Origin of the sequence: Nostoc sp. CCY0012, assembly GCF_963920855.1 — a bacterium.
Classification (GTDB): Bacteria; Cyanobacteriota; Cyanobacteriia; order Cyanobacteriales; family Nostocaceae; genus Cyanocohniella.
The window spans coordinates 16,489-43,388 of the sequence record NZ_CAWUDM010000028.1; the positions used below are offsets into that span (position 1 = coordinate 16,489).

The window sequence follows — 26,900 nt, forward strand, 5'->3', positions numbered from 1 at the left end:
TGTCTTATTTTCATTATCCAATTCGTGATCAATTGTCCCGGATGACTAGGCGATCGCCTGGATAAATTAGGTAAACTTAACCTCCTAGCCAAGATGGCTGAAGAAATTCTGGTCAAACAACAAGGCATATTTGGTAATGCAATCAAATTTTTGGACTGGAAAAAAAGTTTTTGTAACAGGACATACTGGCTTTAAAGGTAGTTGGTTATCTCTGTGGCTACAAATGTTAGGCGCTAAGGTATGTGGTTATGCTTTAGTTCCGGCTACATCCCCAAATTTGTTTGAGTTAGCTCATGTTGCTAATGGTATGACATCGGTGGTAGGAGATATCAAAGATTTAGACTTGCTCAAACAAGTGATGCAAGCCTACCAACCAGATATTGTCATCCATATGGCAGCTCAAGCATTGGTGCGGGAATCTTACTACAACCCAGTAGATACCTATGCTGTGAATATTATGGGTACAGTCAATGTATTGGAAGCAGTACGATCTGTATCCAGCGTCAGAGCCGTAGTTTCAGTTACCTCTGATAAGTGTTATGAAAATCGTGAGTGGGTTTGGGGTTACCGCGAAACTGATGCTATGGGTGGATACGACCCTTACAGTAGCAGCAAAGGATGTGCTGAATTAGTCACTACTGCTTATCGTCAGTCTTTCTTCAATCCTGCTGATTACGACCAACATCAAGTAGCTGTAGCCAGTGTCCGCGCGGGTAATGTCATTGGCGGAGGAGATTGGGCTAAAGACCGACTAGTGCCTGATATTCTCAATGCTTGGCTAGCCGATAAAGAAGTTGTCATTAGAAATCCTCAAGCTGTGCGTCCTTGGCAACATGTTCTAGAACCACTCAATGGTTACTTAATGCTGGCAGAAAAACTCTTTACTCAAGGTTCACGATATTGCGGAGGCTGGAATTTTGGGCCGAGTGAATCAGGAGTCAAGACTGTAGCTTGGGTAGTTGACCAACTCCAGCAATTTTGGGGCGAAAATGTCAATTGGATTAAAGATGGTGGAGTGCAACCGCATGAGGCCAATTTATTAACCTTAGATTGTTCTAAAGCCCGCACTCAAATTAACTGGGAACCTCAATTAGACTTAACCACAGCTTTAGCTTGGATTGTGGATTGGACTAAAGCCTGGCAACAAGGCCATGATATGCAGCAAAAAAGCCAATCTCAAATCCAGCAGTTTATGCAACTTGCAAATTTTTCACGACGAGAAAATTCTCGGTTAGGAGTTTAATCCTTCATCAGAATACTTTCACTAGAGTTAAATTCACAAGCTAAACAACTTTTTGAATATGCATAAATTACTCACAATTGCCATTCCTACTTATAATCGTGCCGAGCTACTTGATAAACAGTTAGCATGGCTAGCTCAAGCTATTCAAGGTTTTGAGTCTGACTGTGAAATTTTTGTTTCTGATAATTGTTCAACTGACCATACTCAGTAAATTATCAAGAAATGGCAAAATGCTCTCACTAATGTTACATTTAAATCCCATAAAAACCCTGAAAATTTGGGATTGATCAAAAATATTATTCGTTGCCTAACTTCTGCTGAAACAAAATATATTTGGACAATTGGAGATGATGACCCCATTCAGCTAAGAGCAGTTAGTTATCTGATGAATCAGTTAAAGAATAAAGAAAAATTATCATTATTATTTCTGAATTTTTCTGGACGCAATAAGCTGACTAATGAACCAGTTCATCCACCAACAATCGTTGGTAATCGTTGGTTTGATGCTGATACCGAAGATGGTAATGAAGACGGCAAGTCAATATTTGAATATTGCTTTGCTAAAAGTATCGGTGCAGTTAGTTTTCTGACGGCTTCAGTCTATCGTGTTGACTTAATCAAACGCGCGTTAGAAATTTGGCCAGAGGCTCCAAGTAATTGGTTATCTTTAGCATATTTAGCTGGCTATTGTGCTGCTAATGGTCAAGTTATTGTCACTAAAGATACTTATATGGAATGTATTGTTGGTGTGAGTTATTGGCAAAAAGAAGCGGATTCTGCACTATTAATGCAATACAAACATATACCTGAAGTTATTGTCAAATTGGAAGAAAATGGATACTCTAAAGAATTTTGTCGTCGAATGATCTTACAAAATTTCAAACAAGTAAATATGAAAGTATTTTTGGGTGGTTTACGAAGATGGCCTGTGTCTGCCATGAAAATGGTGGGTCCCTTTTTGAGTTTGGTTTGTTTGTCTGCTTTTAAAACTATGCTAGGGAATAGATTTGGAATAGGACATTTGCAGAAAATTTCCATCAAGGCTTCATAAGCATTCAGCATTAATTACATTCAATAAATCCAGGCATTTTGGTGATGATCAACAACATTAAAAAAAAGCTATTAGCTTATAAATCTCAACTAGATTATGAAGCCTCGTTGCTGAGATATGCCAAAAAACTACCTCAATTATCACTAGGTGATCGCTGGATTGTTGATACTCTCAAAAAAGAGGGTGCTTATATTACAACATTGGCAGATTTAGGATTACCTTCTACTAGAGAATTGCTGCAAGCCTCTCACAGCCTATCGCTGGAAATGAAGCAGGTAAGTAATAGCCATTTAACTTATAAATTACCCCAGATTTATACAGTTACAAGTTTACCCGAATTTTCCACATGGGGAAGTAATAGAAGACTGTTAAACATCATTGAAAATTACATTGGACTTCCTATTACTTTTCATGGCGTTCATTTACGTAAAGATTTTTCTAATCAACATGAGTTTGGGACACTACTATGGCATAAAGATTCAGAAGATAGGCGGATGATTAAAGTCATTATTTATTTGCATGATGTTGAAGAACAGCATGGACCCTTTGAATATATTCCACGTTCTTTAACTTCCATACCTAATTTTAATGGCTATCGCGTTGACCGTAAGCTGCAACAATCTGGTTACTTAGGTCTCAAGGATGAAGAGCTAGCAAAAATTCTCCCTAAATCAGCTTGTAAATCTTGTGTTGGTTCAGCAGGCACAGTAATTATTGCTGATACCAGAGCCGTTTTACATCATGGAACAATTCGCACAGAAGAACGGTCTACACTGTTTTTTGCTTACACTGCTAATCCTCCTAAAAGACCGGAGCTTTGCAGACAATATTGGGATAATACTTTTACTATTCCAGCGTTAAGTAATACCTCAGTTCATAGTTGAATTTTTCACACAACTAATTAAAATTTCCCTCGAAATAAGCAATGATATTTACTAAAACTGCACTTAAAGACGCGCTCATTGTTGATGTAGAAAAGAAGCCTGATCATCGGGGATTTTTTGCTCGTGGTTTCTGCGCTCAAGAATTTATAGCGCATGGTTTAAAGCCCACAGTAGCCCAATGCAATATATCTTTCAATCATCAAAAAGGCACAGTGCGGGGAATGCATTATCAAGTTTCTCCAGCCGCCGAAACAAAATTAGTTCGTTGTACTCAAGGCGCTATTTATGACGTAATTATTGATATGCGTCCTGAATCACCGACTTTTTTATCACATATCGGTGTGGAATTGTCCGCAGAAAATCACCGCGCTTTATATGTGCCAGAAATGTTTGCCCACGGTTATCAAACCCTTACAGATGACGCTGAAGTAGTGTATCAAGTGGGTGAATTTTATACACCTGGATATGAACGGGGATTACGTTATAACGACCCATTTTTTAATATTGAATGGCCTCTGGAAGTAACTGAAATTTCCGAGAAAGACTCAAATTGGATGTTATTAGAAATGATGCCTGTCGGTTGTAGAGATTAGTAGCTAGAGCCTAGAGCGTGTTTTCTAATCCCTACTCCCTACTCCCCACTCCCCACTCCCAACACAAATTTATAGAGGAACTTACTAATGATTATTATTGATCGTGCCTTACAAGCCCGTGCCGCAGCAGGTAATCCCGTAAAAGTAGGGATGATTGGTGCTGGTTTTATGGGTCGGGGAATTGCTAATCAAATTATTAATTCAGTTCCCGGAATGGAGTTAGTTGCTGTTTTTAGCCGTCAATTTGATGCAGCTAAACGAGCTTACACAGAAGCTGGCAGAGAAAATGTGCAAGTTGTTACGAGTGTAACTGAATTAGAAGACGCGATCGCTAACCATAAGTATGCAGTTACCGAAGATGCTCAATTACTCTGCCAAGCTGAGGGTATTGATGCCATCGTTGAGGTGACTGGTGCAGTAGAATTTGGCGCTCATATTGTCATGCAAGCGATCGCGCATCGCAAACATGTAATTATGATGAATGCTGAACTTGATGCCACCATCGGCCCCATGCTCAAAGTGTACGCCGATAAAGCTGGAGTCATTCTCAGCGCTTGTGATGGTGACCAACCAGGGGTAGAAATGAATCTCTACCGCTTTGTGAAAAGTATTGGTCTGACTCCGTTATTGTGCGGTAACATTAAAGGACTCCAAGACCCTTACCGCAATCCCACCACTCAAGAAGGATTTGCCAAACGTTGGGGTCAAAAAGCCCACATGGTAACCAGCTTTGCCGACGGCACAAAAATCTCCTTCGAGCAAGCCATAGTTGCCAACGCCACAGGTATGAAAGTCGCCCAGCGCGGAATGCTGGGGTACAACTTCAGTGGTCATGTAGATGAAATGACCCATATGTACGACGTTGACCAACTACAAGAACTAGGCGGCATTGTTGATTACGTCGTAGGTGCTAAACCTAGCCCTGGTGTGTTTGTTTTTGCCACTCACGAAGACCCCAAACAACGCCATTATTTAGACTTATACAAACTAGGTGAAGGCCCTCTTTATAGTTTCTATACCCCCTATCACCTCTGTCATTTTGAAGTTCCCCTATCTGTAGCACGGGCTGTCCTGTTCCAAGATACTGTTTTATCTCCACTAGCTGGCCCAGTGGTAGATGTAGTCACCACCGCCAAAATTAACCTGAAAGCAGGAGAAACCCTAGATGGTATTGGCTACTACATGACCTACGGCCAATGTGAAAATTCTCCCATAGTGCAAGAACAAAAACTCCTACCAATCGGTTTAGCCGAAGGATGTCGTCTCAAACGAGATATTCCCCAGGATCAAGTCCTCACTTACGATGATGTAGAGTTGCCACCAGGTAGACTTTGTGACCAACTCCGCGCTGAACAAAACACTTATTTTGCATCAGAAAAAGTTCTGGCCACAGTTGGATAGCATCAATATTTCTCTACCAATATCGTTCAGTTAAGGTTTTGATCCCTCTAACTCCGTTAAAAAGGAGTTGGGGGGAATCTTCAACAAATAAACCTGCGTAAATTAAGTTGCAGAAAGAAACCCCATATCACAAATACTTTCTTTTCTTAATTCAGAATTACGTATTGCTAAAGCCTTCACGTTGGGTGCATTGGAATGCTATGACGAATTACTAATTACTAATTACGAACTATGAAAATTGCTCTAGTCCATGATTACTTAACCCAACGCGGTGGAGCAGAGCGCGTATTTGAATTACTGTGTAAACGCTATCCTGACGCGGATGTTTTCACCTCTTTATACAATCCGCACAAAACTATTGATATGGGCGATCGCATCGTCAAAACTACTTTTTTGCAAAATATTCCGGGCGCAACTAAGTATTTTAGATTGATGGCTCCCTTGTATTTTCCGGCCTTTCGGACTTTAGATTTACAAGACTATGATTTAATTATTAGTAGTAGTACCAGCTTCGCCAAAGCAGTACGCAAAAGACCAGATGCCAAACATATTTGTTTTTGTCATAATGTTACCCGTTTCTTGTGGGATACGGAAACTTATTTACGTGAATATGGAGATTATCGCTACTTCGCTCCGTTAATTGAACAAGTATTTCAGTTAATGCGAAATGTAGACCTAAAATATGCTCAAGAACCTGACCTTTACATTGCTAATTCCAGTGTAGTTGCTCGCCGTATCCAAAAAATTTACAATAAACCATCGATTGTGATTAACTATCCAATTGATACAAATAATTTTTTGTTTTCTGATATAAAGGATGAATATTATCTAGCCTCAGCGCGGATGATCAGCTATAAGCGCCTGGATATAATTATCGAAGCGTTTAACTGGTTAGGTTGGCGCTTATTAATATCAGGTGATGGGCCAGAACAAGCACGTTTAAAAGCCAAAGCTTTAGATAATATAGAATTCTTAGGACATGTCAGTGATAGTCAACGCAAAAACTTATTTTCCAAAGCCAAGTCCATCATAGTTGCTGCCTTAGAAGACTATGGATTAGTTCCAGTAGAAGCAAATGCCAGTGGTACACCAGTTATTGCCTACGGCGCAGGTGGGGTATTAGATACTCAAATACATGGCGAAACCGGAGTTTTATTTAAAAGACAAACACCCGAATCTTTACAAGCTGCATTACTAGAATCCGGAGAAATCACTTGGAATTATGAAACTATTCGTAATCATGCAGTGAACAATTTTTCAGAACCAGTTTTTTTCAGTAAGGTTGAGAAACTTATTGAGCAAACTTGTGGCGCCAATTAATGATTTTGGGAATTTTTAGCCCGCTAAACGTAGCGTCTCGTAGATCAGGATAATAAACATGAATCAAGTTAGACTAAATCCGAGTCTCAATCCAGGTATTGACTCTAATACAGAACCAAGTTACGGACAGTTATTTAAAATATTTATTCGCCGATTTCCTTGGTTTATTGCAGTATTTATTAGTTGTGTTGCTATTTCAGCTTTTGTAACTTCGAGAACTAAACCTACTTTTAGAAGTTCCATGCAATTGCTGGTAGAACCAAACTATCAAGGTAGAAGAGAGCCAGGGCCAGATAATCAGTTTCTTGAGCCTGATGTGCAAATAGACACGGCGACTCAGCTAAATTTAATGCAAAGTTCAGGATTGATTCAAAAAGCGGTTGATAAACTGAAGCCGACATATCCTGATATCACTGTTAATGAAATCAAACAATCTTTAGTCCTCAATCAAATCAGGAATCCAGAAGATAACGTAGCCACAAAAATATTCCAAGTAGACTATACTGCCCAAGACCCACAAAAAACACAAACAGTTTTGGCTGCCATTCAACAAGTGTATGTAGAATACAACAAACAGCAGCAGGATTCACGTTTACAAAAAGGTCTACAAGTTATTAGGGAACAATTAAGTAAGGCGAGTGAAGAAGTGAATGCTTCAGAAACTAACCTACAACGCTTTCGCCGCAACCAGAACTTAATTGATCCTGAATCACAAGCCAAGGCCCTTGAAGATGCTTTAAATAATATTGAGCAAGAACGTCGTGCTACTCGTTCCCAATATCAAGAGGCTGTGGCGCGCCAAAAATCTCTACAAGAACAACTTAATCGTTCCCCACAAAATGCTTTGGTTGCGTCTCGTTTAAGTCAATCTACTCGTTACCAAGGCTTACTCAACGAAATTCAAAAAACAGAATTAGCTCTTGCTCAAGAACGTCTGCGGTTTACAGATGAAACTCCTAGTGTGCAGAAACTCGGAGAACAACTGCAAAGTCAGAAGGAATTATTGCAACAAGAGGTAAGCAGAACTTTAGGCGTACAGTCCAATGGTGTCTTGTCTTCCAGGGTACAGTTACTCGAACAAGGACAATTCGGTGAAATTGACCTCAACTTGGCTAGTCAATTAGTAGAGACACAAACAACCATAGTTGCTTTAAGCGCCCGCGATCAAACTTTGGCAGAGAAAGAAAGTCAACTGAGTTTTGAAATCAAACGCTTTCCGCCTTTGTTAGCTTATTACAATCGCATCATGCCACAGCTACAATTTAGCCGTGAAAGGTTAGAACAGCTGTTACGTGCAGAACAAAAATTGCGTCAAGAACTTGCCAAAGGTGGATTTAATTGGGAAGTTGTGGAAGAACCATTATTAGGGTCACAGTTAGGCCCCAACCTCCAGCAGAATCTTTTATTAGGTGCTGTAGTGGGTTTGATGTTGGGAGGGATTGCTGCTTTTATTCGAGAAGCATCTGATGATGCTGTCCACACTACGGCTGAATTGGAAAAGCAAGTGCCTTTACCATTGCTGGGAACCACTCCCAAACTGCAATCCACCAAAACCAGAGAATCAATTATCAAGTTGCCTTTTGGTAAGCCTGAAGTGCTAGCACCTTGGACGATTCAGGTGTTGCAATCTCCATCACGTTGGGAATCTTTGGATTTGATTTTCAAAAATATTGAACTATTAAATACTGTTTCTAGCTTAAAGTCGTTGATGATTACCTCGGCTTTACCGGATGAGGGTAAGTCTGCTTTGGCTTTGGGTTTGGCGATGAGTGCTGCACGTTTACACAAACGGGTATTACTGATTGATGCCAATTTAAGAGATCCCAATCTGCACGAACAGCTGAATCTTCCTAATGAACAAGGGCTTTCGACGCTCTTAGCTAGTGATGTCACCTTACCTGAGCAAATTGGTATCCACACTTTAGGCTCTGCCTATATTGATATTTTGACAGCCGGGCCTAGACCTACTGACCCAGCGAATCTTTTAAGTTCTCCCCGGATGATGCAATTGATGAAAGCATTTGAGGAGAATTATGATTTGGTGCTGATAGATGCTCCACCAGTTTTGGGTTTGGTAGATGCTATGCTCACAGCATCGTCGTGTCGCAGTGTCGTATTAGCTGCAAGTATGAGTAAAGTGACTCGCAGCCAACTTGCCCAAGCTACAGCCATGTTGAGCAAGTTAAATCTAATTGGAGTTGTGGCTAATGGAGTCTCAGATTCTGGTAGTACCTATGTACAGTATCCCCAGCCGTCTCAATTTGCCCTCAAACAAGCCTTGGAAAAATAATTAGTAGGACGACTAAATCCTGAAGTTTTATTGATGTGCGATCGCGCTTGGTATGTACAGTTTGTATGTATGCGATCGCACATATATTTTTGGCTAATTTTGTTGATTTCTCAATAATTAATTGCACATATTTTTACTGAAAAATCAGTATATTTATGTCAACTTTATCATATACTAGCAAAACTACGGACTGTTTGAAGACTAAATAAAGAATTTATCCTAGCATATAGTGATTTCTACAGAGTCTTATATCCTAGAGATTAAAGCCCCATGCTCAACAGTTAGATAAAAAGTCTACTTCACTGATTGACTAACTTTTACTCAGCGAGAAGTTGCAACAAGGGTATCTCTACAAATAAAATTTGGTGGCTCAACACTTACAAGAAATATGTAGACTTGCCTAGAGGGTCAGCTAAAATACCATATTTTTCCCCGCAATCATCTACAGTTTTCCAGAGTAAATCAAGATTTGGTTCAAAGTCTTTGGTATTGATAGCCTTCAATATCAACTCAGCAACTTACTATGGTATAAATCCAAAGACATATGACGATTTCATTAATTCCTGCGCTACAAGATTCGGCTCCCACAACCCCAGCTAAACAACATAATTGCTCTCCATATTGCTCACTTCAGTGGCGGCGCGGTAAGTTGTTGGTGAAACTTCCTACACAGGCAAAACAGGTATCTTTGCCTTCTTTAAATAACCAACAATTGTTAGTAAATTGTTTAAAACATTCTCTAGTAAATTTGGTAATTATAGATCCAAATATTGGTGAATATGGTGTAAAACTGTGGGTTGAAGCTTGTGAACAAGCTGGTAAACCTGTATTCCTCCGCATACCATCTAGCAGTAAACAAATCAATCACATTAGCCAATTACAGCGGTTAATTGACTGGATTGTAGCTTTAGGGTTACTACTATTAATGAGTCCGATGATGCTGGCATTAATGGTATTCATGCAAATTGACTCACCAGGATCACTTTTTAATTATGAGTGGTATGTTGGCGAACGGGGTAAACTGTTTCGCGCCGTCAAGTTTTGCACAACAGCAAATCACAACCTTACAGCTTTAGGGCGCTGGATGCGTAAATACGATTTAGACTATCTACCACAGTTGTTCAATGTACTACGAGGGGAAATGAGTTTAATGGGATCTCGTAGTTTGAGTTTGTCTAGTGCAGTTCGTCTGACTGTGGAAGAACAACAAGCAATTACGGGTTCCTGGGAAGATTCCCAGTTGTTGCAGTTGGATAGCCCAACACTCTAATTTGCTCTTTAAGGAATGGAAATCACAGTTGCAGCGACTGATAAAAGCCGGTATTTGCATCTGTGGTTCCTTCTGAGAAAAACAAACTGCTAATGTTTTCCTATTCTCATATTTCCTGGTTGGGGTGTTATTCGATAAAGGGGTTACGTCTATGGTGGCTGGTGTAAATTACAAAAATATTGTTAGAAAATACAATGAACTTTTCTCTTTCTCAACAAAGTCATAATTGGTTTAAATCTACTAAGTTTTGGCAAAATAATTATTTGATTCTGCGAGAATTTAAATATTTTCGTAAAGTTGCCATATTGGCTTTATGCTTTTCTTTTTTAGCTGCTACTTTTGAAGGTTTTAGTATTGGTTTTTTGCTATCGTTTTTGCAAAATTTAACTACTCCCGATGCTGAACCAATACAAACTGGTATTGCTTGGTTTGATACCTGGGTTTTAGCGGCTCAGACAACGGCAATTAATCGGCTATATCGTATATCTTTTTTGATTTTATTGAGTACCTGGATACGTGCTGGGTTTAATTACTTATCACAGGTATATACAGAAATGGCTCAATTATTGCTAGCTAATCGCTTACGCAAGCAAATATTTGAACAACTGCAAGGATTACCACTGAGTTATTTTGCTCAGACTCGTTCTGGTGAATTGGTTAACACTATTACCACTGAAATTGAAAGAATGCGGCAGTGGTTTAGCGGTGCAGCCTTTCTGATGACTAGAGGTATAACGGCTCTGGTCTACTTTATCTCCATGTTTTTATTATCATGGCAGCTTTCAATCATTTCTTTTTTCTTATTTACATTGGTGGGAGTGGGATTATCAACTCTAAATTCTCGCGCTAGAGAAGCGAGTTTTAGCACTTCCATTGCTAACGGTAATTTTACTTCTATAGCCATAGAATTTATTAATGGTATTCGCACTGTACAGGCATTTGCCACTCAAGATTTTGAACGGCAGCGTTTTTATAATGCTAGTGATAAAGTAGTTACTACTGCCACTAAAGTTGTTTTAGCTTGGGCGCTTGTCAGACCATTAGCTGAAGCTATAGCTAGTACAATTCTCATTGGCATGATTATTTTTGCCTTTACTGTATTTGTGGTTAATGGCAACTTACAAGTTGCTTCTTTACTGACATTTTTCTTTGTATTATTTCGGGTAGTACCCATTGTTCAGGACATTAATGGTACGAGAGCGCATCTGAGTACACTCCAAGGAGCAGCAGATAATATTAAAAATCTGGTGAGAACCGACAATAAATATTATTTACCAAATGGCGAGATTAAGTTTAAACGACTGAAGCATTCAATTGATATTGTCTCGGTAGATTTTGGTTATGATGCCGTTTCTATGGTGCTAAATAATATTACATTGAGCATCGAAAAAGGAAAAACAACAGCATTGGTCGGAGGAACTGGTGCTGGTAAGAGTACATTGATTGACTTAATTCCCAGATTTTACGATCCCACACAAGGTAACGTCCTGATTGATGGAGTGAATGTCCGCAACTTTGACATTAAATCACTCAGACAGAAAATTGCTGTTGTCAGTCAAGATACATTTATTTTCAATACTTCTGTTTTGAATAATATTGCCTACGGTACAGAAGGGGCCAGTGAAGCGGAAATTCGCCAAGTTGCACGATTAGCTAATGCACTTGAATTTATTGAAGAAATGCCAGAAGGCTTTGATACCCAACTAGGAGATAGAGGTGTGCGGTTATCTGGAGGTCAACGCCAGCGAATTGCGATCGCCCGCGCTCTCTTGCGTGATCCAGAAATTTTGATTTTGGATGAAGCCACCAGCGCCTTAGATTCCATGACTGAACGCTTGATTCAAGACTCTATCGAACAGCTATCTGTCGGTCGAACAGTGATTGCGATCGCTCATCGTCTTTCTACTATCGCTAAAGCTCATAAGGTCGTTGTCCTCGAACAAGGACGCATTGTTGAACAAGGTAATTATCAAGAATTACTCGACCTCAAAGGTAAGTTGTGGGAGTACCACAAGACTCAGTACGAAATGGGTCAAGCGTGATCTTAAGAAGGGAGTAGGGAATAGGGAGTAGGGAGTAGGAAGGGAGCAGGGGAGAATTTTTCTTGCTTGTCCCCTTGTCCCCTTGTCCCCTTGTCCCCTTGTCCCCCTAGTCCCCAAATTCTTCCGGATTTTAATCTTCTCGTTTGCAAACTAAATTGAGACCAAGGAATTGGTTTTTAACTGAGGTGAAGAAATGGTAAATATTGGCTATCATTCTGCTAAATTTCACGGTAAATTCAACCGCTCTTTATATAAATTCAAGCTGAATAAAACAGCAAAAATTGCTATCAAGCCAACTCATCAAATCCCCTTAAATGTGTACGCTTTATCTTGTGAGCGGGATTTAGCTGAACAAGTAGCAAGTATTCGCTCATTTATCCGCCATATTGGCATTCCTAATACATTCACTGTTATTTCTGATGGTAGCTACACTGACTTAAGTTGTGAGTTACTTTGCAGCCTTCATCCCTGCGTTAAGGTTGTACATATCAATAAATTTATTAGAACAGATTTACCACAATGTGTAACTGACTACGCCCAAATCCATCCTATGGGTCGAAAGTTATCAGCTTTGATGTCAATTCCTGTTAATGGTGCAACTATTTATACAGATTCAGACATTTTATTCTTCCCAGGGGGAATTGATTTAGTTAGTTTAGCTAAGTTAGATAGTAAATACTGTCATTATTTACCCGATTGTTCAGCTTCACTAGATGAACGAATGATTTATGAAGATGCTGAAAAATTCAATCCTGTAAATGCGGGATTTATTTTATTTAAGGATAAACTAAATTGGGATTTTGCTATCAAACGTTTGGCAAATATCACAGGATTGCCTAACTATTTCACGGAACAAACAATTGTCCATCTGACAATTCACCATAATCAAGGTATACCATTATGCCCACAAAAATACGTTCTCAATGTTGCAGATCAATTTATTTATCCAGATAAGTTTGCTAGTAAAGAAATTGCTTTACGGCATTATGTCAGTGATGTGAGGCACAAGTTTTGGATGAATGCTAGGGCTTAGGGGATAGAGTACTCAATTGATATAAAAAACGGTGTAAATCAATTAGTAAGCTATTCACAAGAGCATGACTATATTGTCAAATTTATTTTCTAAAAATCAGGATTTTAGCTACAAATAAGTAGAATCTTTATGAGTTATACATTGGTTGATACAAAAATGATTTATCACTGCTCCCGTGCTGATATTAAGGGCGGTGGTGGTATTGAAACTTATTTAGCATCTTTAGTAAATTCTCAAATTCCTGGAGTAAGCGATCGCACTATCTCTTGTCTAAAAAATATAGACCAAAAACAGGCTCAATTACTGCATATTCATGACCCAGATATGCTGGTTCATCTGCGGGAGGAATGCCCAGCCATTTTGACTTTGCACAATCATTGTAATTACTGTCCTAGTGGTACTAAATATTTAGCGAATCGCGGGAAAGTTTGCGATCGCGTGATGAATCCCCTGGGTTGTATTTTAGGACATTTAGTAGATGGTTGTGGTAGCCGCCGACCCCAAAAAATTATGCAGAATTGGCGACAGGCTTCCCAACCTCTAGAAATCTTGAAAAAGCTGAAGATTCCAGTAATTGCTAATAGTGATTATGTGCGTCAGCAAATCATTAGTAGTGGTTTAGCACCTGAGCGTGTTGTAACTCTGCGTTTTGGTGTGCAACCGCCTAAAAGTACTCCTGAGCCTTTAAGTTTAGACATTCATCAACATCAGCGCATCTTATTTGCTGGTCGGATAGTTCCCGATAAAGGTGTGGAATGGCTAATTAAAGCGATGGTAAAAACCGACAGCCGGATTCATCTTGATATTGCTGGCGATGGGTGGAGTAAACCCAGCATGGAAAAACTAGTGCGTGATTTAGGGTTAAGCGATCGCATTACGTGGCATGGTTGGTGTAATGGCGAAAAACTAGAAGCACTTTATCAACAATGCTTGGCTGTAGTCTTTCCTAGCTTGTGGCCAGAACCTGCTGGTTTGGTAACTCTCGAAGCTTATGGTCGCTATCGACCGATTATAGCTAGTGCCGTCGGTGGTATTCCCGAACATGTACGAGATGGTGAAACAGGTGTTTTGGTTCCACCTAATAATATCCAACGGTTAGCTGCTGCTATTAACGAACTAGCAAGTAATTATGATAAAAGCCGCCTCATGGGTGAAATCGGTCACGCTTGGTATCAGCAAGAATTTACGATGGATATCCATGTGCAACGATTGGCAGAAATTTACGCCAAAACTATTGCTGAATTTGAGGCGAGAAATCCTGATCCCATTGCTTTAAATTTTTGTCCAATTTAAGGAGTGGGGAGTAGGGGGTAGGGAGTAGGGGAAATTCTCAGTCTAAAATCAACAATTGTCTTATGTCATTAACTATTACATCACCAGCACCACTAGTCAGCGTCATTATTCCTACATATAATCGGCCAGAGTATTTGCAGCAGGCGATCGCTAGTGCTGTGAAACAAACTTATCAAAATATCGAAATCATTGTTTCTGATAACTGTAGTCCAGAAAATCCCCAAGCCCTTGTAGAATCTTTTCAAGATCCACGCATCAAATTTTGGCGACATCCGGAAAATATCGGCATGATTGCCAATCAAATGAATGCCTTTAAAATGGCAAAGGGTAAATATGTGGCTAGCCTCCACGATGATGATATGTGGAATGAGGATTTTTTAGCGAAACTTGTCCCACCATTAGAGGCTAATTCTGATTTAATTTTAGCTTTTTGTGACCAATATATTATTGATGCCCAAGGTCAGATTAAAGTTGCTGGGACTGAGGCTAATACACGGGGTTATAAGCGCGATAAACTAGCACCGGGGATTCATCAAAATTTCTCCAAAATTGGGTTAATCGATAAAAGTATAGCCACTGCCGCAGCTTGTTTAATTCGTAATCATGTAATTGATTGGGATAGCATTCCTTCAGAAATTGGCGGTATGTGGGATTTATATTTAACTTATCTTTGCTGTATATCTGGACTTGGTGCTTACTATTGTCCAGAAAGACTGACACGATATCGCGCCCATGAGCAAACAGACACTATGCTCAGTGGTAGTCGTAATGTCCAGGCAAAAATTCGCAAAGCTAAAAGTGAAATGTTCTGTTACCAAATCATGATGCAAGATGCACGGTTACAGAATTTTCAAACACATTTTTATAAAAAATGGTTAGAGTCTCAAACAACTTTAGGTATAGGTTTACTACGAAATAAAGAAACTATTGAAGCCCGTGCTTATTTGTGGAAATCTCTCGGTCAACAAAAAGCTAATATGCGAACATTAGTAGCTTTAACTCTTAGCTTTACTCCACAAATATTAGCTAATTCGTTACTTGGGATAGCTAAGTAAATTACTTAAATATAATCACGAATTATAGAAGGAGGTGATACGTGAAACTTTGCATTGTTACTCATACATTAAAAAAAGGTGATGGTCAAGGAAGAGTAAATTACGAAGTCGCCCAAGAAGCCATTCGTCGTGGTCATCAACTCACATTAGTGGCTAGTGAAATAGCACCAGAATTACAAGATGTTGTCACTTGGATACCGATTCAAGTAGAAAATTATCCTACTGAATTTATCCGCAATTTAATCTTTGCTCAAAAAAGCGCTCATTGGTTAAATCAACATCGTGCAAATTTCGATTTAATTAAAGTCAACGGCGCTATTACTAAAGTTGCGGCTGATGTCAATGCTGTACATTTTGTTCATAGTTCTTGGCTGCGATCGCCTGTGCATATTTCCCGCATTCGCCGCGATTTGTACGGGTTTTATCAGTGGTTATATACGGCTTTTAATGCCCGTTGGGAAAAACAAGCTTTTCAAAAGGCCAAAGTCGTTGTAGCCGTCTCGGAAAAGGTAGCCCAAGAACTAGTTAACATCGGCGTACCACGTTCGCAGATTCGGGTAATTGTCAATGGCGTTGACTTGCAAGAATTTACTCCTGGTGTAGGCGATCGCCAAAAATTAGGTCTACCTACAGATGTAAATTTGGCCTTATTTGCCGGAGATATTCGCACACCCAGGAAGAACTTAGATACAGTACTGCACGCCTTGGTGAAAGTTCCCGACTTACATTTAGCAGTGGTGGGGAATCCAGAAGGTAGCCCCTTTCCTGAGTTAGCAGCTTCTCTAGGGTTAAATGAACGGGTGCATTTTATGGGATATCGCCGGGATATTCCCGAAATTATGCGTTCAGCAGACTTATTTGTCTTTCCTTCCCGTTACGAAGCTTGCACCTTGGTATTACTAGAAGCCCTTTCTTCAGGACTACCTGTAATTACAGCCACAGCTACCGGCGGTGCAGAATTGGTGACTCCCGAATGTGGGATCGTTTTGTCAAATTCAGACGACACCGAGGCTTTAGCAAATGCAATGTTGTCTTTAACAAGCGATAGTACTAGGTTGCAACAAATGGGACAAGCCGCCCGCATAGTTGCAGAACAATATAGCTGGACGACTATGGCACAAACTTATATGGATCTATTTGAGGAGTTAATTCATCATGAGGAACACAGTTCTCATCCCGACTTATCGCCGTCCTCAAGATCTATCACGCTGCCTTTTGGCACTGCAAGCACAAACTAAACCTGTTCATCAAGTGATTGTGGTGGTGCGGGACACAGATGCAGAAACTTGGCAATTTCTCGCAGAATTTCCAGAACATAACTTGCCATTGCACACTGTAACTGTGACACAGCCAGGAGTTGTCGCCGCCCTCAACGCCGGACTTACCGCAGTTACCGGAGATATTCTTTCCGTTACTGATGACGATGCTGCACCGCATCCTGATTGGTTAGAGAGAATTACCGCTCACTTGGTAGCAGATAGTTGCATTGGTGGTGTCGGTGGACGTGATTGGATATATCACGGCGACAAACTAGAAGCCGATTCCCAAGCAGTTGTTGGTAAGTTGCAATGGTTTGGACGCGTCATTGGTAATCATCATCTGGGAGTAGGTGAAACCCGTGAAGTAGATGTCCTCAAAGGCGTGAACATGAGTTTTCGTACCCAAGCCATTGGGCAATTACGCTTTGATGAACGGATGCGAGGTACAGGCGCACAGGTACACTTTGAAATGGCATTTACTTTAGCCATCAAGCGGGCTGGCTGGAAGATTATTTATGATCCGCAAGTGGCAGTAGATCACTATCCGGCGCAACGTTTTGATGAAGATCAGCGCAATAATTTTAATGAAATTGCCTTAATTAATTTAGTTCATAACGAAACCTTAGTTTTACTAGAACATTTGCCACCTCTACGCCGTGCCGTTTTTTGGTTTTGGGCCTTATTAGTAGGGACACAAGATAGTTTGGGTTTAGTGCAATGGCTGAGACTTTTACCCAGTCAAGGGCAACTAGCAGGACAAAAGTTACTAGCCTCTTGGCGGGGACGCTGGCAAGCACATCGGCAATTCGTAATCTCATATCCGGTTAATCAAACTGAATAAAAATATTTGCTCGTAGTCAGGACTTTAGTCCTGCCTTTAGGGACTTTAGTCCCTACTACAAACTGTAATTCCCAATCCAAAATTCAAATTGGTAAATGCACAGTGATTTCTCAAGAAATACATTTTAATAGTTTTTTAGAAGCACACTTTTCGCCGCAAGAGCGATCGCTACAAGGTTGGCTAGCAATTGTAGGGTTTGTGCTGCTGACAATTACTTGTTATTTTGCCGGTGCCGCGGGTCAATTAAGGTTAATTTATCCGGTGACAGCTTTGGTGGTAGCTGTGTTTTTATACTTGCGCCATCCAATTTTGTATATCGGCTTTACTTGGTGGATGTGGTTTCTTTCACCTTTAGTTACCCGTTTAGTTGACTATCGCGTTGGTTGGGACCCCACCCGGCAAATGCTCATCGCCCCTTATTTAGTAGTATTTGTCACTATAGCCACATTTTTACGGCATTGTCCCCGGTCGGCTCGTCAAGGGGGTTTACCGTTTATTTTGGCTTTTATCGGGGTGTTTTATGGCTTTTTAGTGGGTCTAATTTATCACGCACCTGTCCCTGTGGCCCGTGGTTTATTAGATTGGCTAAGTCCCATTATCTTTGCTTTCCACTTATTTATGAACTGGCGAGACTATCCCACCTATCGCCAAAATATTCAACGGGTATTCCTGTGGACAGTATTGGTGATCGGCACCTACGGTATATATCAATTTGTGGTAGCACCAGAGTGGGATAGGTACTGGTTAATCGAGTCAAAACTATTTACTAGTTCCGGCGACCCTGTACCTTTTGGAATGCGGGTATGGAGTACTCTGCACTCTGTTGGGCCTTTTGGTGCAGTGATGCAGACTGGTTTATTACTATTATTTACTAGTTCTGGGCCTTTAATCTTTCCTGCCTCAGCAGTTGGTTATGTGTCGTTTTTGTTGGCACAAGCACGAACTAACTGGATTGGCTGGCTTTTAGGGGTCATTATGATTATGGGTTCAGTTAAAGCCAAGATTCAAATGCGCTTGCTGGCCATAATTGTCGTCATGGCAATATGTGTAATTCCCTTAGTCACCATCGAGCCGATTTCCGATGTGGTGTCAGATCGTTTAGAAAGTTTTTCTAACTTAGAAAAAGATACTAGCTTTAAAGATAGATCAGATAGCTATGACAGAAACCTCAGCCTCGCCCTTTCTAATGGACTAGGTAACGGTTTAGGCAATATTTGGAAAGTCAACGAAAAAACTGGACAAATCGAAGTTTTTGTGCTAGATAGTGGCATTTTAGATATGTTTTTCACCCTAGGTTGGTTTGGCGCCATCTTTTATCTGGGTGGATTAATCATGATTATTTTCAGTGTTATCCAATATCGTGAAGCGCATTTTGATAGTTTTGTCAGTACTGCGCGCGCCATTGGCATTAGTTCTTGCGCCCAGCTAGTTATCGGTAGCGGGATGCTGAGTGTAGCCGGCATGATTCTTTGGGGATTCTTAGCGATGGCTATGGCAGCACATAAATATTATCAACATCAAGCTAGAAATTACGACATTTCGACATTTAAATAAAGGTGGAAATTATGAAAGTTATAGTTGTCATGCCCTTAGCCGAACAAAGAGGCGGCGGTGAAATGATGCTGTGGGATTTGATGCATCAGGGACGTAACGCAGGTGTGGAATGGTTGGTGGTTTTTTTAGAAGATGGCCCAATGGTGGAACAGGTAAGGGCCTTGGGAATTAAGATCCGCGTATTAGAAAGTGGTAGATTGCGCCAAGTCCACCGTTTGATAGCTACGGTTTTTCAAATAGCTGCGATCGCTAAAAATGAAAGTGTAGATGCGATCGTTAATTGGATGTGGATTACCCATATATATGGGGGACTTGCAGCCATAATTGCCGGGTTACCTGCTGTGTGGTACCAACTCGAAGTACCTTATGACAAGCCTAAGTTAGTCCGGTTAGCAACAGCAATCCCAGCCCGTGCAGTCATTACCCTTTCCCAAGATGGTAAGCAAGCACAAGCAGAGATTTGGCCCCACAGACCCACACCTTTGGTTTATCCTGGTGTCGCCCTAGATAGATTTGAACCGGCTAATCTGCCTTCTCCCATAGAAGTACGGCAGAAATTGGGCTTACCACTACACGGGCCATTAATTGGCATTGTCGGACGATTGCAACGATGGAAAGGAATGCATGTCCTTATAGACGCCATGCCCAAAGTATTGCAAAAATATCCTGATGCCCATTGTGTGATTGTTGGCGGCAAACACGATTTAGAACCAGATTATGAGGAATTTGTCAACAACAAAATAGCCAATCTAGGGTTGCAAGAACAAGTAATTATGGCTGGGTTACAGCGTAATATCCCTGAGTGGGTACAAGCAATGGATGTCTTTGTTCATGCTTCCGATAAAGAACCCTTTGGTATTGTGATTATTGAAGCGATGGCATTAGGGAAACCAGTGATAGCTGGTAATGTAGGCGGCCCCACAGAGATTATTACAGACGGGATGAATGGGCTACTTACACCTTACGGCGATCCAGATGCACTTGCGATCGCAATTCTCCGCTATCTGGACGAGCAAGAATTTGCCCAACGTGCGGGAGTTGCAGCACGCCAACGCGCCCTCGATTTCTCGACACAGCGTTATGCCGAAAATTTTATCAATACAATTCGCTCTGTAATGCCAAATGTTTCCTCCGTAAAAAGTTAATAAAAGGTTTGTAGTGAGTTAGCGCGGTCTTGGGGGTTTCCCCCATGAGCGACTAACGAACCCGTAGGGTGAGGACTTTAGTCCTCAAAAAATACTTTCAAACACAAACATGAGGTATAGCGTCTTCCCGCAGAGTAAAGACTGAATTTGTTTAGCCGTTCCAGTAGTTCGGGCTTAGTACAACATAAGACATATTAAATATTTTTAATCCCTGATTATTTAGTTGTGATTTAACGAGAGTTATTTAGCCAAAACCTGCTTTAACTCTTCATTAAACTAATAACAAATAGCCAGGGATATTTAATTAAACGTGAGTTCGATGAACCTCTCTCCAACCCCTTTCCGACGCGGAAAGGGGCTTAAATATCCTAAAACGCCACTTGCTACAACGCGGGGAAGCTTTCAGGGGAGAGGAATGGAAGCGGGGGTTTTAAGCGCGGTGGGACAACAAACCCTACGAATAATTTATTTTCCTTCATATAAATTGAATTTTATCAGGACTTACGTAATCAACCACGTATTTCCGTCATTGCGACCGTAGGGAAGCAATCTCACCAAGTTATTTACGAGAAATAAAAAATGCCCACAGGCGGGGCATTAAGTAGGCTTTCTGTCACTTTTATTGGCTACAATCATGTTGTATCATGATGTTTTTATTTTTCTCTATTCCCAATTAGAAATCAAGTCTAAAAAATTACGTCTTTAGACATAAACTAGGGAATTATATCTTTTTCATTTGTATATTTAAATAATAATTTTTACCTTGGGTATAGTTTTATATATGTGGATTAGTGATTGCTATTAAATAATTGCCTGCTAGCATATTTGTGGCATGATAATGCATAATTTATTTTGGACTAAATTTACAGATTTATGTCCACTACAATTTTGATTTTTCCAAAATTTTATATTACAAATAGAAGTGTGGTCAGGTTAGAAACCCCAGGGATTCCCAGTCCTGGGGTTTTACTTTTCGTTTTGATAATATCTGGATGATAATTTTAGCGTTAAAATATAATGTTTTATGCAGTATTAATTCAGCAGTATACTTCAGACATTATATTGAGCATGGGTGGCAAAATCTACAATATTAATAATTCAACTGTTGTGTATATAACTTGATTAATACCAAATTAACTTTCTTTATAGAAAAATCAATAAAAAATCTTACTGCAAAAACAAAAATATTGAAATTAACCGCAAGACAGATGAAATAGCTTCAGCAATTATCTTATATTTTACATATAAAACAAAGAGCTTTACGGCTTAAGTGCATCTGCTATAATGAAAACCCCAAGTTAACACAGGGTAAAAATTAAATTCTTTACTCTGTGTCTATTTAAGATTATGTATTTTGAAATTATAGTGTTGTTTGAGTTATTTATTAGCACTCACAAATAATAAATCGCTAGATATCAAAAGATTTTGCTTAAGCAGAACGACTTGAAAAAACCAAACTATGTGAAGTAATGTAAAAAAAATTGCATTTGTTTCGTAGTAAGGACTTCAGTCCTTATTAGAGGACTAAAGTCCTCACTACAAACCTTTAATTATTTACACCATTCTACTTATAAGGCTTGATAACCCCGACCAAAAAAACCGGGGTTATGTGCTTTTACGAAGGATTAAGGATGAAAATTACTACTTACCAGCAGGTGTTCACCCTAAAACGGGATGTAGTTAATGCAAATACTTAAACTTCAGCACCGGGTTTCGGTTCAGCACCCATTGGTGAAACATAATCACGGAAAAGATTAATCTGTTTCTCAAAAGGTAGTGCCTTAATTTTGTTCAGCAGTGTTTCCGATGAAGATGAAAGCTTGTAACCAGGAGGCATAGGAATAATTCTCGAATTTTCCATACCTTGCGCTAAACGATACCAAAATAATAGCTTTGTGGTATCACTTAAAGAGCCATATTCACGGATAAGTTGATTATCTACTTTGTTGATGATGTCGCGCTGAAGTTGCAATTGTTCTTCATGGCTTAATTCTTGAACTTGATTGAATAAACCTTCGGCAATTTCGGGTGAAACAGTGCTAGCACCAGGGGCTGCTGGTGTAATGGAATCACCCATTTCTTCATAAATGAACCAAAATAAAGCCAACTGTTGATCTACATCTAAGTTTTGCCAAGATTCAACACATTCACGAATATTGGGATCGCTGGTTTGGGTATATGTCATAACAAATGTTCTTGTGATTAATTGAGTGTTATGAATAACCGTAACAAAAAGCTATTTCCTACTTAACCCTACTGAAGACAGATGTATCTAAATCAAAGAGTAGAACAATTATAAAAAGAACCCAGTTGAGGCTGGATGCTTTGTATATCAGGATTACAAGTATTGAAAATGGACAAAATACTCAAATCCAAAAGTAAGAATCATGCTTGGCAACCTGAAACAGCCCACTAATAGATGATGAAATTTACAGGAGGTATTCCTTTGGTTAGACGTTTAGATGGTAAAGTGGCGATTGTGACTGGTGCTGGTGCTGGAATTGGCGAGGCGATCGCTCATAAATTTGCCAAAGAAGGTGCATCAGTAATTGTTAATGGATTAGCTGATGATCCCATTGAGGATGTTGTAAAGTCCATTAGACATTATGGTGGTAATGCAGTGGTCTATGCAGGTGATGTTGCTCAAGAATCTCATGCTCAAAACTGCGTGCAAACTGCTATTAATACCTACGGTAAACTAGATATTCTCATTAACAATGCTGGAGTGTTTCTCGCCGCTGCGGAAACTCAAGATTATCCCATCGATGTCTTTGACGAGACTATCCGCATGAACATGCGTTCGGCATTTTTAATGACCAAATATGTATTACCACATTTGCAAAAAACCCGTGGGAATATCGTCAGCGCAGGTTCTGAGGCTGGTATGAACGGATTAGCCTTTAATACAACTTATGGTGGGACTAAAGCCTGGATGCATTCATTTATGTTGGGTGTAGCAGTCGAACAAGCTAAATATGGTATTCGTGCTAATTGTGTGTGTCCTGGTGCAATTGATACTGCTTGGACGCATAAGACAACTGGCCCGATGGATTCCCAAATGGAAAAATCATTGATTCAAGGTACACCTCTAGCACGTCGTGGCACACCAGAAGAAATGGCAAATGTCTACGCCTTTATTGCTTCTGATGAAGCCAGTTATGTCACAGGTGCATTGTGGCTGGCTGATGGTGGGGTGACTGTCGCCAAAGGTGCTGTTGGTTCGGAAACTCCTTTGTGGATGCGCTTTGCACCCCAGGGGGAATTACGTCTTGATCATTCTAGGGAAGGGTTAGAAAATAAACAGACTCAGACTATTAAATAAACCCGTAATTCCAGAAGCATCTCAAGGGCTGTAATTGAACTCAGAAGATGGCAAAAAATCGCCAAGACCAAAAGTAAGAGTATTTAAAAGGGTGTTTGCTTCAGTTCTGTTGGGATGCTTCTTTACTTATATGTTCATAGCTACTCCTAGAGGTGAGTTTGTTCATGACTGAGATTTCTAGGGGTTTTTATGTTTGAGTTGATGAAGTTGAATTTTGATAATTCATCAGGTATTTGAGCAATAGTGCCGTTTCCCAAAATCTCTGCTATACATGGATAGTTTGTCAAGATATTTTATCGAAATGTCTCTATATTAAATTTGTTGCCTGCAATGGGAAATTTTGTATAAAAAGCTCCCACCAAGGCGCAATCTGAAGTCAGCTATTTACGTAATTGGATAATGTATTTACAGAAGAAATTATACTTAATATCAATAAATGTCGATTTTTAATTCTTAATCTTTTTTACATAAGTATCCGGTTCATAATTGTGTAAGCCGGTAGTAAAAAATAGTTTAGTAGTAAATGCCAAATCTTTGATCAACACTTTGCATGAATATCTGCTGATCTCATGTATTTATGTTATAAAACTCACAGAAATTGATGCCAAGTGGAAAAATGCTTTATGGAACCAGAAAAACTGGAATGTTTTAAAGAGTACGGGGAATTTATTCTCCAAAAAATAGATTCAGTCCCGCAATATCCCTCTAAACAAGAAGATTGGATACCTGTCAGCTTGGATGACTGTCTTGTGCGTCTCCGCGAAGCTGCTGAGAAAACGGTAGAACTTGCCACATCGCCTGTGAAAATTGGGGTGATGGGTGAATTTAGTAGCGGCAAGACCTTGCTTTTAGGTAGTTTAATGGGGTATGCAGATGCTTTGCCCATTAGTGAAAATCCCACCACAGGCAATGTCACGGCTATTCATCTTGTACCCCAAGAAAGCTTTTTAACTACTCAAATTGGTAATTTTACTATAGAGTACCTTTCCCATGAAGGTGTCAATGAGTGTTTACGTTTTATGTTGGCAGAAGCCAATCAGAGGGCTAAAGCCGCGGGGCTGACCCTGATTTCTCCATCAAAGTTAAACAGTGGCAGAGATATTGTCAATTGGTGCGAGGATGCGTGGAACACCAGTAAGAATCTAGAGTTACGTTATTTACTACGGGAATTGGTATTGTTTGTACGTGCTTATCAATCCTATGGGCAAGCGATGTGCAATGGACGCTATCAAATTGATGCCATCACTGCCCGTGAGGGGCTACAGCTAGCCGAACAGCCAATGGCTATCCAAACTCTCAATTTTGAGGATTTACCACCTGTTCATATTAAATTACCGAGTCCACCCCAGAGATTACCTACCAAATTATTGCAAAACAGCTTCCCATTAATTCGCCGTGTGGATATTGAGGTGAAAATAGCACGGGAAATTTGGGATTTTACAGGTGCTTCGGAATTTATCTTGTTGGATTTTCCCGGCTTAGGGGCGGCTAATTCCGGTGCTAGGGATACCTTTTTATCACTGCGGGAATTGGCAGAAGTACAGACAATTTTAGTCTTGCTGAATGGGAAAACCCCCGGAAGCGATCGCGCCAATAAAATTTTCACCATGATGCAGCAGCAACGCCCAGGACAAGACCTCAAGGATTTGATTCTGGTGGCTGTGGGTCGTTTTGACCAACTACCTTTAGATAGTGAAGGTGGTGAACGAGAACTTGATCAACTGATAGCCGATCCTCATCCTTTAACAGAAAAAGATGTCTTATCCAGGTTAAAAGTTCTGCAAACCACCATTGACGCCGCTAGTGCATTCACCAGCCAACCAGACCGCATTGTTTTATCATCGCCACTGTTAGGACTAGCTGAGTTAGCTAAACGTTCTAGTAGCGTCAAAGCAGGTTCACCAGAATTTTTGGCGAATTTGGACTATCCTGATTATCTAGAACGGTCTAAGCGGTTGCAACGAAAATGGCAACTATTAAGTGAACGGCTATTAGAATCTGATCCTCGGAGTCGTTTAGGCAGACAACTAGGTTACTTTGCCCAAGATGGGGGTATCGCTAAACTCCGAGAATTAATTCAAAATCACGTCGCCACTCACGGATTAAAACAACTTTATCAAGATACTTGTAGGGCTGCCGATAATTTACGTCAGCAGCAAGATTACCTCAAAAATATTATTGAAGAAATTCATCAACAAGGCATACCCACAACAGATACCCCAGATTTAATTGAGTTGCGTGCTGCCATTGAAAATTTAGATAAAACTTATCGCAATTTCCAAAAAGATTTAGGTAAAGAACCACTCAAAGACCGTCGGGGAGAGGTAGTTAGTGATGTAGTTAAAGATGAACTGACATTTAAAATTCTCAATTGGAATGAGTGGACTTTGCTGTTTAATAAAGCCAATAATGGGATGATTTCTTTATCGGAATCTAAAGGTGCGGCAGGCAAATTATTTAACCGAGGTAATCGAGTTAATAGCGCCTTACCAACAAAGAGTGATGACTTTTATCCGTCCTTTGAAAAAACAGTTAAAGAACTAGAAAACTTTGCCCGCGATCGCATCCACCAAGCAGTGGCAGATTTATTAAATAAGTTATCAAATCACATAGCCCCAGAACGTGATTATTTACAAGAACTTCTGCAACCAGAAATGGAACCAGAAATTGAAAGCAAATTTGGTGTAGAATCAGCCGATATATTTTATCAATTGCTCCTGGGATGTGATCCTATCCAATGGCAAGAAGCAATTATTTCGGAAATTAATAGTCAAGAAAAAACAATTTCACCAGAGATAATGTTTCCCTTAGCGCGACAAGACGAAAAACATAATATTGGTCAAATCTTTGATTGGGCCCCAGAAAAAAGTCAAGACTTCCCAAGAACCGCCAATCATCAACTTTTCGTATTGCGACTCAGAGATGAAATCATCGCTAGTGCCAGTTTACATTTAGTACAATACGTCAGTGAAATCAATCAGCAAGTAAACGCCGAACTCGAAGGGATTTTAGATCAAATTATTCCCACACTACAAAATTTGTCTAAAAAAGAAGAATTACTCAGACATATTGCTGCTAGCGATTCTCCAGGTAAAGTTGCTATTCCCACCTGGTTGCAGATTCTTTCGGCAATTTCTACTATGTCTTATTCAGAGGTGGAGAGGAGTTAGAAGAGAACTTAGTACATCTGCATAAACAACCTCATATTTTTTTCTTTGTACCTTTGCGCCTTTGCGCCTTTGCGTGTTAGCGCAGCGGGGCGTAAGCCCAATAAATTCAGATTTTCAATCATCAACGCCAATAA

The 26,900-nt window shown here is 40.0% G+C and carries 18 protein-coding genes and 1 pseudogene; 18 read left to right on the forward strand and 1 reads right to left on the reverse strand.

The annotated features are described in order from the left end of the window. Positions 1-136: 136 nt before the first annotated feature. The 16 genes and pseudogenes from rfbG to ACM0OS_RS10445 all read left to right on the forward strand — a co-directional run bounded on the left by rfbG (position 137) and on the right by ACM0OS_RS10445 (position 20,274). Positions 137-1,243, forward strand: coding sequence for a CDP-glucose 4,6-dehydratase (gene rfbG, locus ACM0OS_RS10370; protein WP_414543103.1), 1,107 nt, complete (start codon positions 137-139; stop codon positions 1,241-1,243). A gap of 58 nt (positions 1,244-1,301) precedes the next feature. Continuing rightward, positions 1,302-2,294, forward strand: a pseudogene (locus tag ACM0OS_RS10375) (glycosyltransferase family 2 protein). Positions 2,295-2,338: 44 nt separating this feature from the next. Then, the gene (locus ACM0OS_RS10380; RefSeq protein WP_414543104.1) at positions 2,339-3,178 is read left to right on the forward strand and encodes a phytanoyl-CoA dioxygenase; all 840 of its coding nucleotides are present in this window, start codon (positions 2,339-2,341) and stop codon (positions 3,176-3,178) included. Positions 3,179-3,219: 41 nt separating this feature from the next. After that, the gene (gene rfbC / locus ACM0OS_RS10385) at positions 3,220-3,771 is read left to right on the forward strand and encodes a dTDP-4-dehydrorhamnose 3,5-epimerase (protein ID WP_414543105.1); all 552 of its coding nucleotides are present in this window, start codon (positions 3,220-3,222) and stop codon (positions 3,769-3,771) included. A gap of 87 nt (positions 3,772-3,858) precedes the next feature. Then, positions 3,859-5,172 (forward strand): NAD(P)H-dependent oxidoreductase, encoded by a 1,314-nt coding sequence (locus tag ACM0OS_RS10390; protein WP_414543106.1) that lies wholly within the window; start codon positions 3,859-3,861, stop codon positions 5,170-5,172. 231 nt (positions 5,173-5,403) lie between these two features. Beyond that, positions 5,404-6,492 (forward strand): glycosyltransferase, encoded by a 1,089-nt coding sequence (locus ACM0OS_RS10395; RefSeq protein ID WP_414543107.1) that lies wholly within the window; start codon positions 5,404-5,406, stop codon positions 6,490-6,492. A gap of 58 nt (positions 6,493-6,550) precedes the next feature. Continuing rightward, positions 6,551-8,782, forward strand: coding sequence for a GumC family protein (locus ACM0OS_RS10400; RefSeq protein WP_414543108.1), 2,232 nt, complete (start codon positions 6,551-6,553; stop codon positions 8,780-8,782). A 544-nt stretch (positions 8,783-9,326) separates the two neighbouring features. Beyond that, a complete protein-coding gene (gene hepC, locus ACM0OS_RS10405; RefSeq protein WP_414543109.1) occupies positions 9,327-10,052 on the forward strand; it encodes a heterocyst development glycosyltransferase HepC in 726 nt (241 codons plus the stop codon). A 194-nt stretch (positions 10,053-10,246) separates the two neighbouring features. Then, positions 10,247-12,094 carry a heterocyst formation ABC transporter subunit HepA gene (hepA, locus tag ACM0OS_RS10410; protein ID WP_414543110.1) on the forward strand — a complete coding sequence of 616 codons (1,848 nt, stop codon included), beginning with the start codon at positions 10,247-10,249 and terminating at the stop codon, positions 12,092-12,094. Between the two features lie 193 nt (positions 12,095-12,287). Continuing rightward, positions 12,288-13,127: a hypothetical protein gene (locus ACM0OS_RS10415; protein WP_414543111.1), complete on the forward strand. Its 840-nt coding sequence runs from the start codon at positions 12,288-12,290 to the stop codon at positions 13,125-13,127. A 129-nt stretch (positions 13,128-13,256) separates the two neighbouring features. Then, positions 13,257-14,420: a glycosyltransferase family 4 protein gene (locus ACM0OS_RS10420; protein WP_414543112.1), complete on the forward strand. Its 1,164-nt coding sequence runs from the start codon at positions 13,257-13,259 to the stop codon at positions 14,418-14,420. Between the two features lie 62 nt (positions 14,421-14,482). Continuing rightward, positions 14,483-15,475, forward strand: a complete 993-nt coding sequence (locus ACM0OS_RS10425; protein ID WP_414543113.1) for a glycosyltransferase family 2 protein — start codon at positions 14,483-14,485, stop codon at positions 15,473-15,475. 41 nt (positions 15,476-15,516) lie between these two features. Next, positions 15,517-16,713 (forward strand): glycosyltransferase family 4 protein, encoded by a 1,197-nt coding sequence (locus ACM0OS_RS10430; RefSeq protein ID WP_414543114.1) that lies wholly within the window; start codon positions 15,517-15,519, stop codon positions 16,711-16,713. Next, complete coding sequence (locus ACM0OS_RS10435; RefSeq protein ID WP_414543115.1) at positions 16,631-17,575, forward strand: glycosyltransferase family 2 protein; 945 nt, start codon at positions 16,631-16,633, stop codon at positions 17,573-17,575. Before ACM0OS_RS10430 ends, ACM0OS_RS10435 begins: the two co-directional genes overlap by 83 nt. A 102-nt stretch (positions 17,576-17,677) precedes the next feature. Further along, entirely contained in the window at positions 17,678-19,129 is a 1,452-nt protein-coding gene (locus ACM0OS_RS10440; RefSeq protein WP_414543116.1) for an O-antigen ligase family protein, read from the forward strand. An 11-nt stretch (positions 19,130-19,140) separates the two neighbouring features. After that, positions 19,141-20,274 carry a glycosyltransferase family 4 protein gene (locus tag ACM0OS_RS10445; RefSeq protein ID WP_414543117.1) on the forward strand — a complete coding sequence of 378 codons (1,134 nt, stop codon included), beginning with the start codon at positions 19,141-19,143 and terminating at the stop codon, positions 20,272-20,274. 1,693 nt (positions 20,275-21,967) lie between these two features. On the opposite strand, the gene ACM0OS_RS10450 is transcribed toward ACM0OS_RS10445, so the two are convergent. Further along, positions 21,968-22,459 carry an orange carotenoid protein N-terminal domain-containing protein gene (locus tag ACM0OS_RS10450; RefSeq protein ID WP_414543118.1) on the reverse strand — a complete coding sequence of 164 codons (492 nt, stop codon included), beginning with the start codon at positions 22,457-22,459 and terminating at the stop codon, positions 21,968-21,970. 234 nt (positions 22,460-22,693) lie between these two features. On the opposite strand from ACM0OS_RS10450, the gene ACM0OS_RS10455 reads away from it, so the two are divergent. Both ACM0OS_RS10455 and ACM0OS_RS10460 read left to right on the forward strand, forming a co-directional pair. Continuing rightward, positions 22,694-23,596 carry an SDR family NAD(P)-dependent oxidoreductase gene (locus ACM0OS_RS10455; protein WP_414543119.1) on the forward strand — a complete coding sequence of 301 codons (903 nt, stop codon included), beginning with the start codon at positions 22,694-22,696 and terminating at the stop codon, positions 23,594-23,596. 623 nt (positions 23,597-24,219) lie between these two features. After that, positions 24,220-26,766 carry a proteasome protein gene (locus ACM0OS_RS10460; protein ID WP_414543120.1) on the forward strand — a complete coding sequence of 849 codons (2,547 nt, stop codon included), beginning with the start codon at positions 24,220-24,222 and terminating at the stop codon, positions 26,764-26,766. Positions 26,767-26,900 lie beyond the last annotated feature (134 nt).

What these genes read in the sequence shown, in the direction of transcription:
- ACM0OS_RS10415 (WP_414543111.1), top strand. Translation starts at nt 12,288, where the DNA reads ATGGTAAATATTGGCTATCATTCTGCTAAATTTCACGGTAAATTCAAC.
- ACM0OS_RS10425 (WP_414543113.1), top strand. Translation starts at nt 14,483, where the DNA reads ATGTCATTAACTATTACATCACCAGCACCACTAGTCAGCGTCATTATT.
- ACM0OS_RS10400 (WP_414543108.1), top strand. Translation starts at nt 6,551, where the DNA reads ATGAATCAAGTTAGACTAAATCCGAGTCTCAATCCAGGTATTGACTCT.
- ACM0OS_RS10445 (WP_414543117.1), top strand. Translation starts at nt 19,141, where the DNA reads ATGAAAGTTATAGTTGTCATGCCCTTAGCCGAACAAAGAGGCGGCGGT.
- hepC (WP_414543109.1), top strand. Translation starts at nt 9,327, where the DNA reads ATGACGATTTCATTAATTCCTGCGCTACAAGATTCGGCTCCCACAACC.
- ACM0OS_RS10380 (WP_414543104.1), top strand. Translation starts at nt 2,339, where the DNA reads ATGATCAACAACATTAAAAAAAAGCTATTAGCTTATAAATCTCAACTA.
- ACM0OS_RS10390 (WP_414543106.1), top strand. Translation starts at nt 3,859, where the DNA reads ATGATTATTATTGATCGTGCCTTACAAGCCCGTGCCGCAGCAGGTAAT.
- rfbG (WP_414543103.1), top strand. Translation starts at nt 137, where the DNA reads ATGCAATCAAATTTTTGGACTGGAAAAAAAGTTTTTGTAACAGGACAT.
- ACM0OS_RS10420 (WP_414543112.1), top strand. Translation starts at nt 13,257, where the DNA reads ATGAGTTATACATTGGTTGATACAAAAATGATTTATCACTGCTCCCGT.
- ACM0OS_RS10460 (WP_414543120.1), top strand. Translation starts at nt 24,220, where the DNA reads ATGGAACCAGAAAAACTGGAATGTTTTAAAGAGTACGGGGAATTTATT.
- ACM0OS_RS10435 (WP_414543115.1), top strand. Translation starts at nt 16,631, where the DNA reads ATGAGGAACACAGTTCTCATCCCGACTTATCGCCGTCCTCAAGATCTA.
- ACM0OS_RS10455 (WP_414543119.1), top strand. Translation starts at nt 22,694, where the DNA reads ATGATGAAATTTACAGGAGGTATTCCTTTGGTTAGACGTTTAGATGGT.
- rfbC (WP_414543105.1), top strand. Translation starts at nt 3,220, where the DNA reads ATGATATTTACTAAAACTGCACTTAAAGACGCGCTCATTGTTGATGTA.
- hepA (WP_414543110.1), top strand. Translation starts at nt 10,247, where the DNA reads ATGAACTTTTCTCTTTCTCAACAAAGTCATAATTGGTTTAAATCTACT.
- ACM0OS_RS10395 (WP_414543107.1), top strand. Translation starts at nt 5,404, where the DNA reads ATGAAAATTGCTCTAGTCCATGATTACTTAACCCAACGCGGTGGAGCA.
- ACM0OS_RS10450 (WP_414543118.1), bottom strand. Translation starts at nt 22,459, where the DNA reads ATGACATATACCCAAACCAGCGATCCCAATATTCGTGAATGTGTTGAA.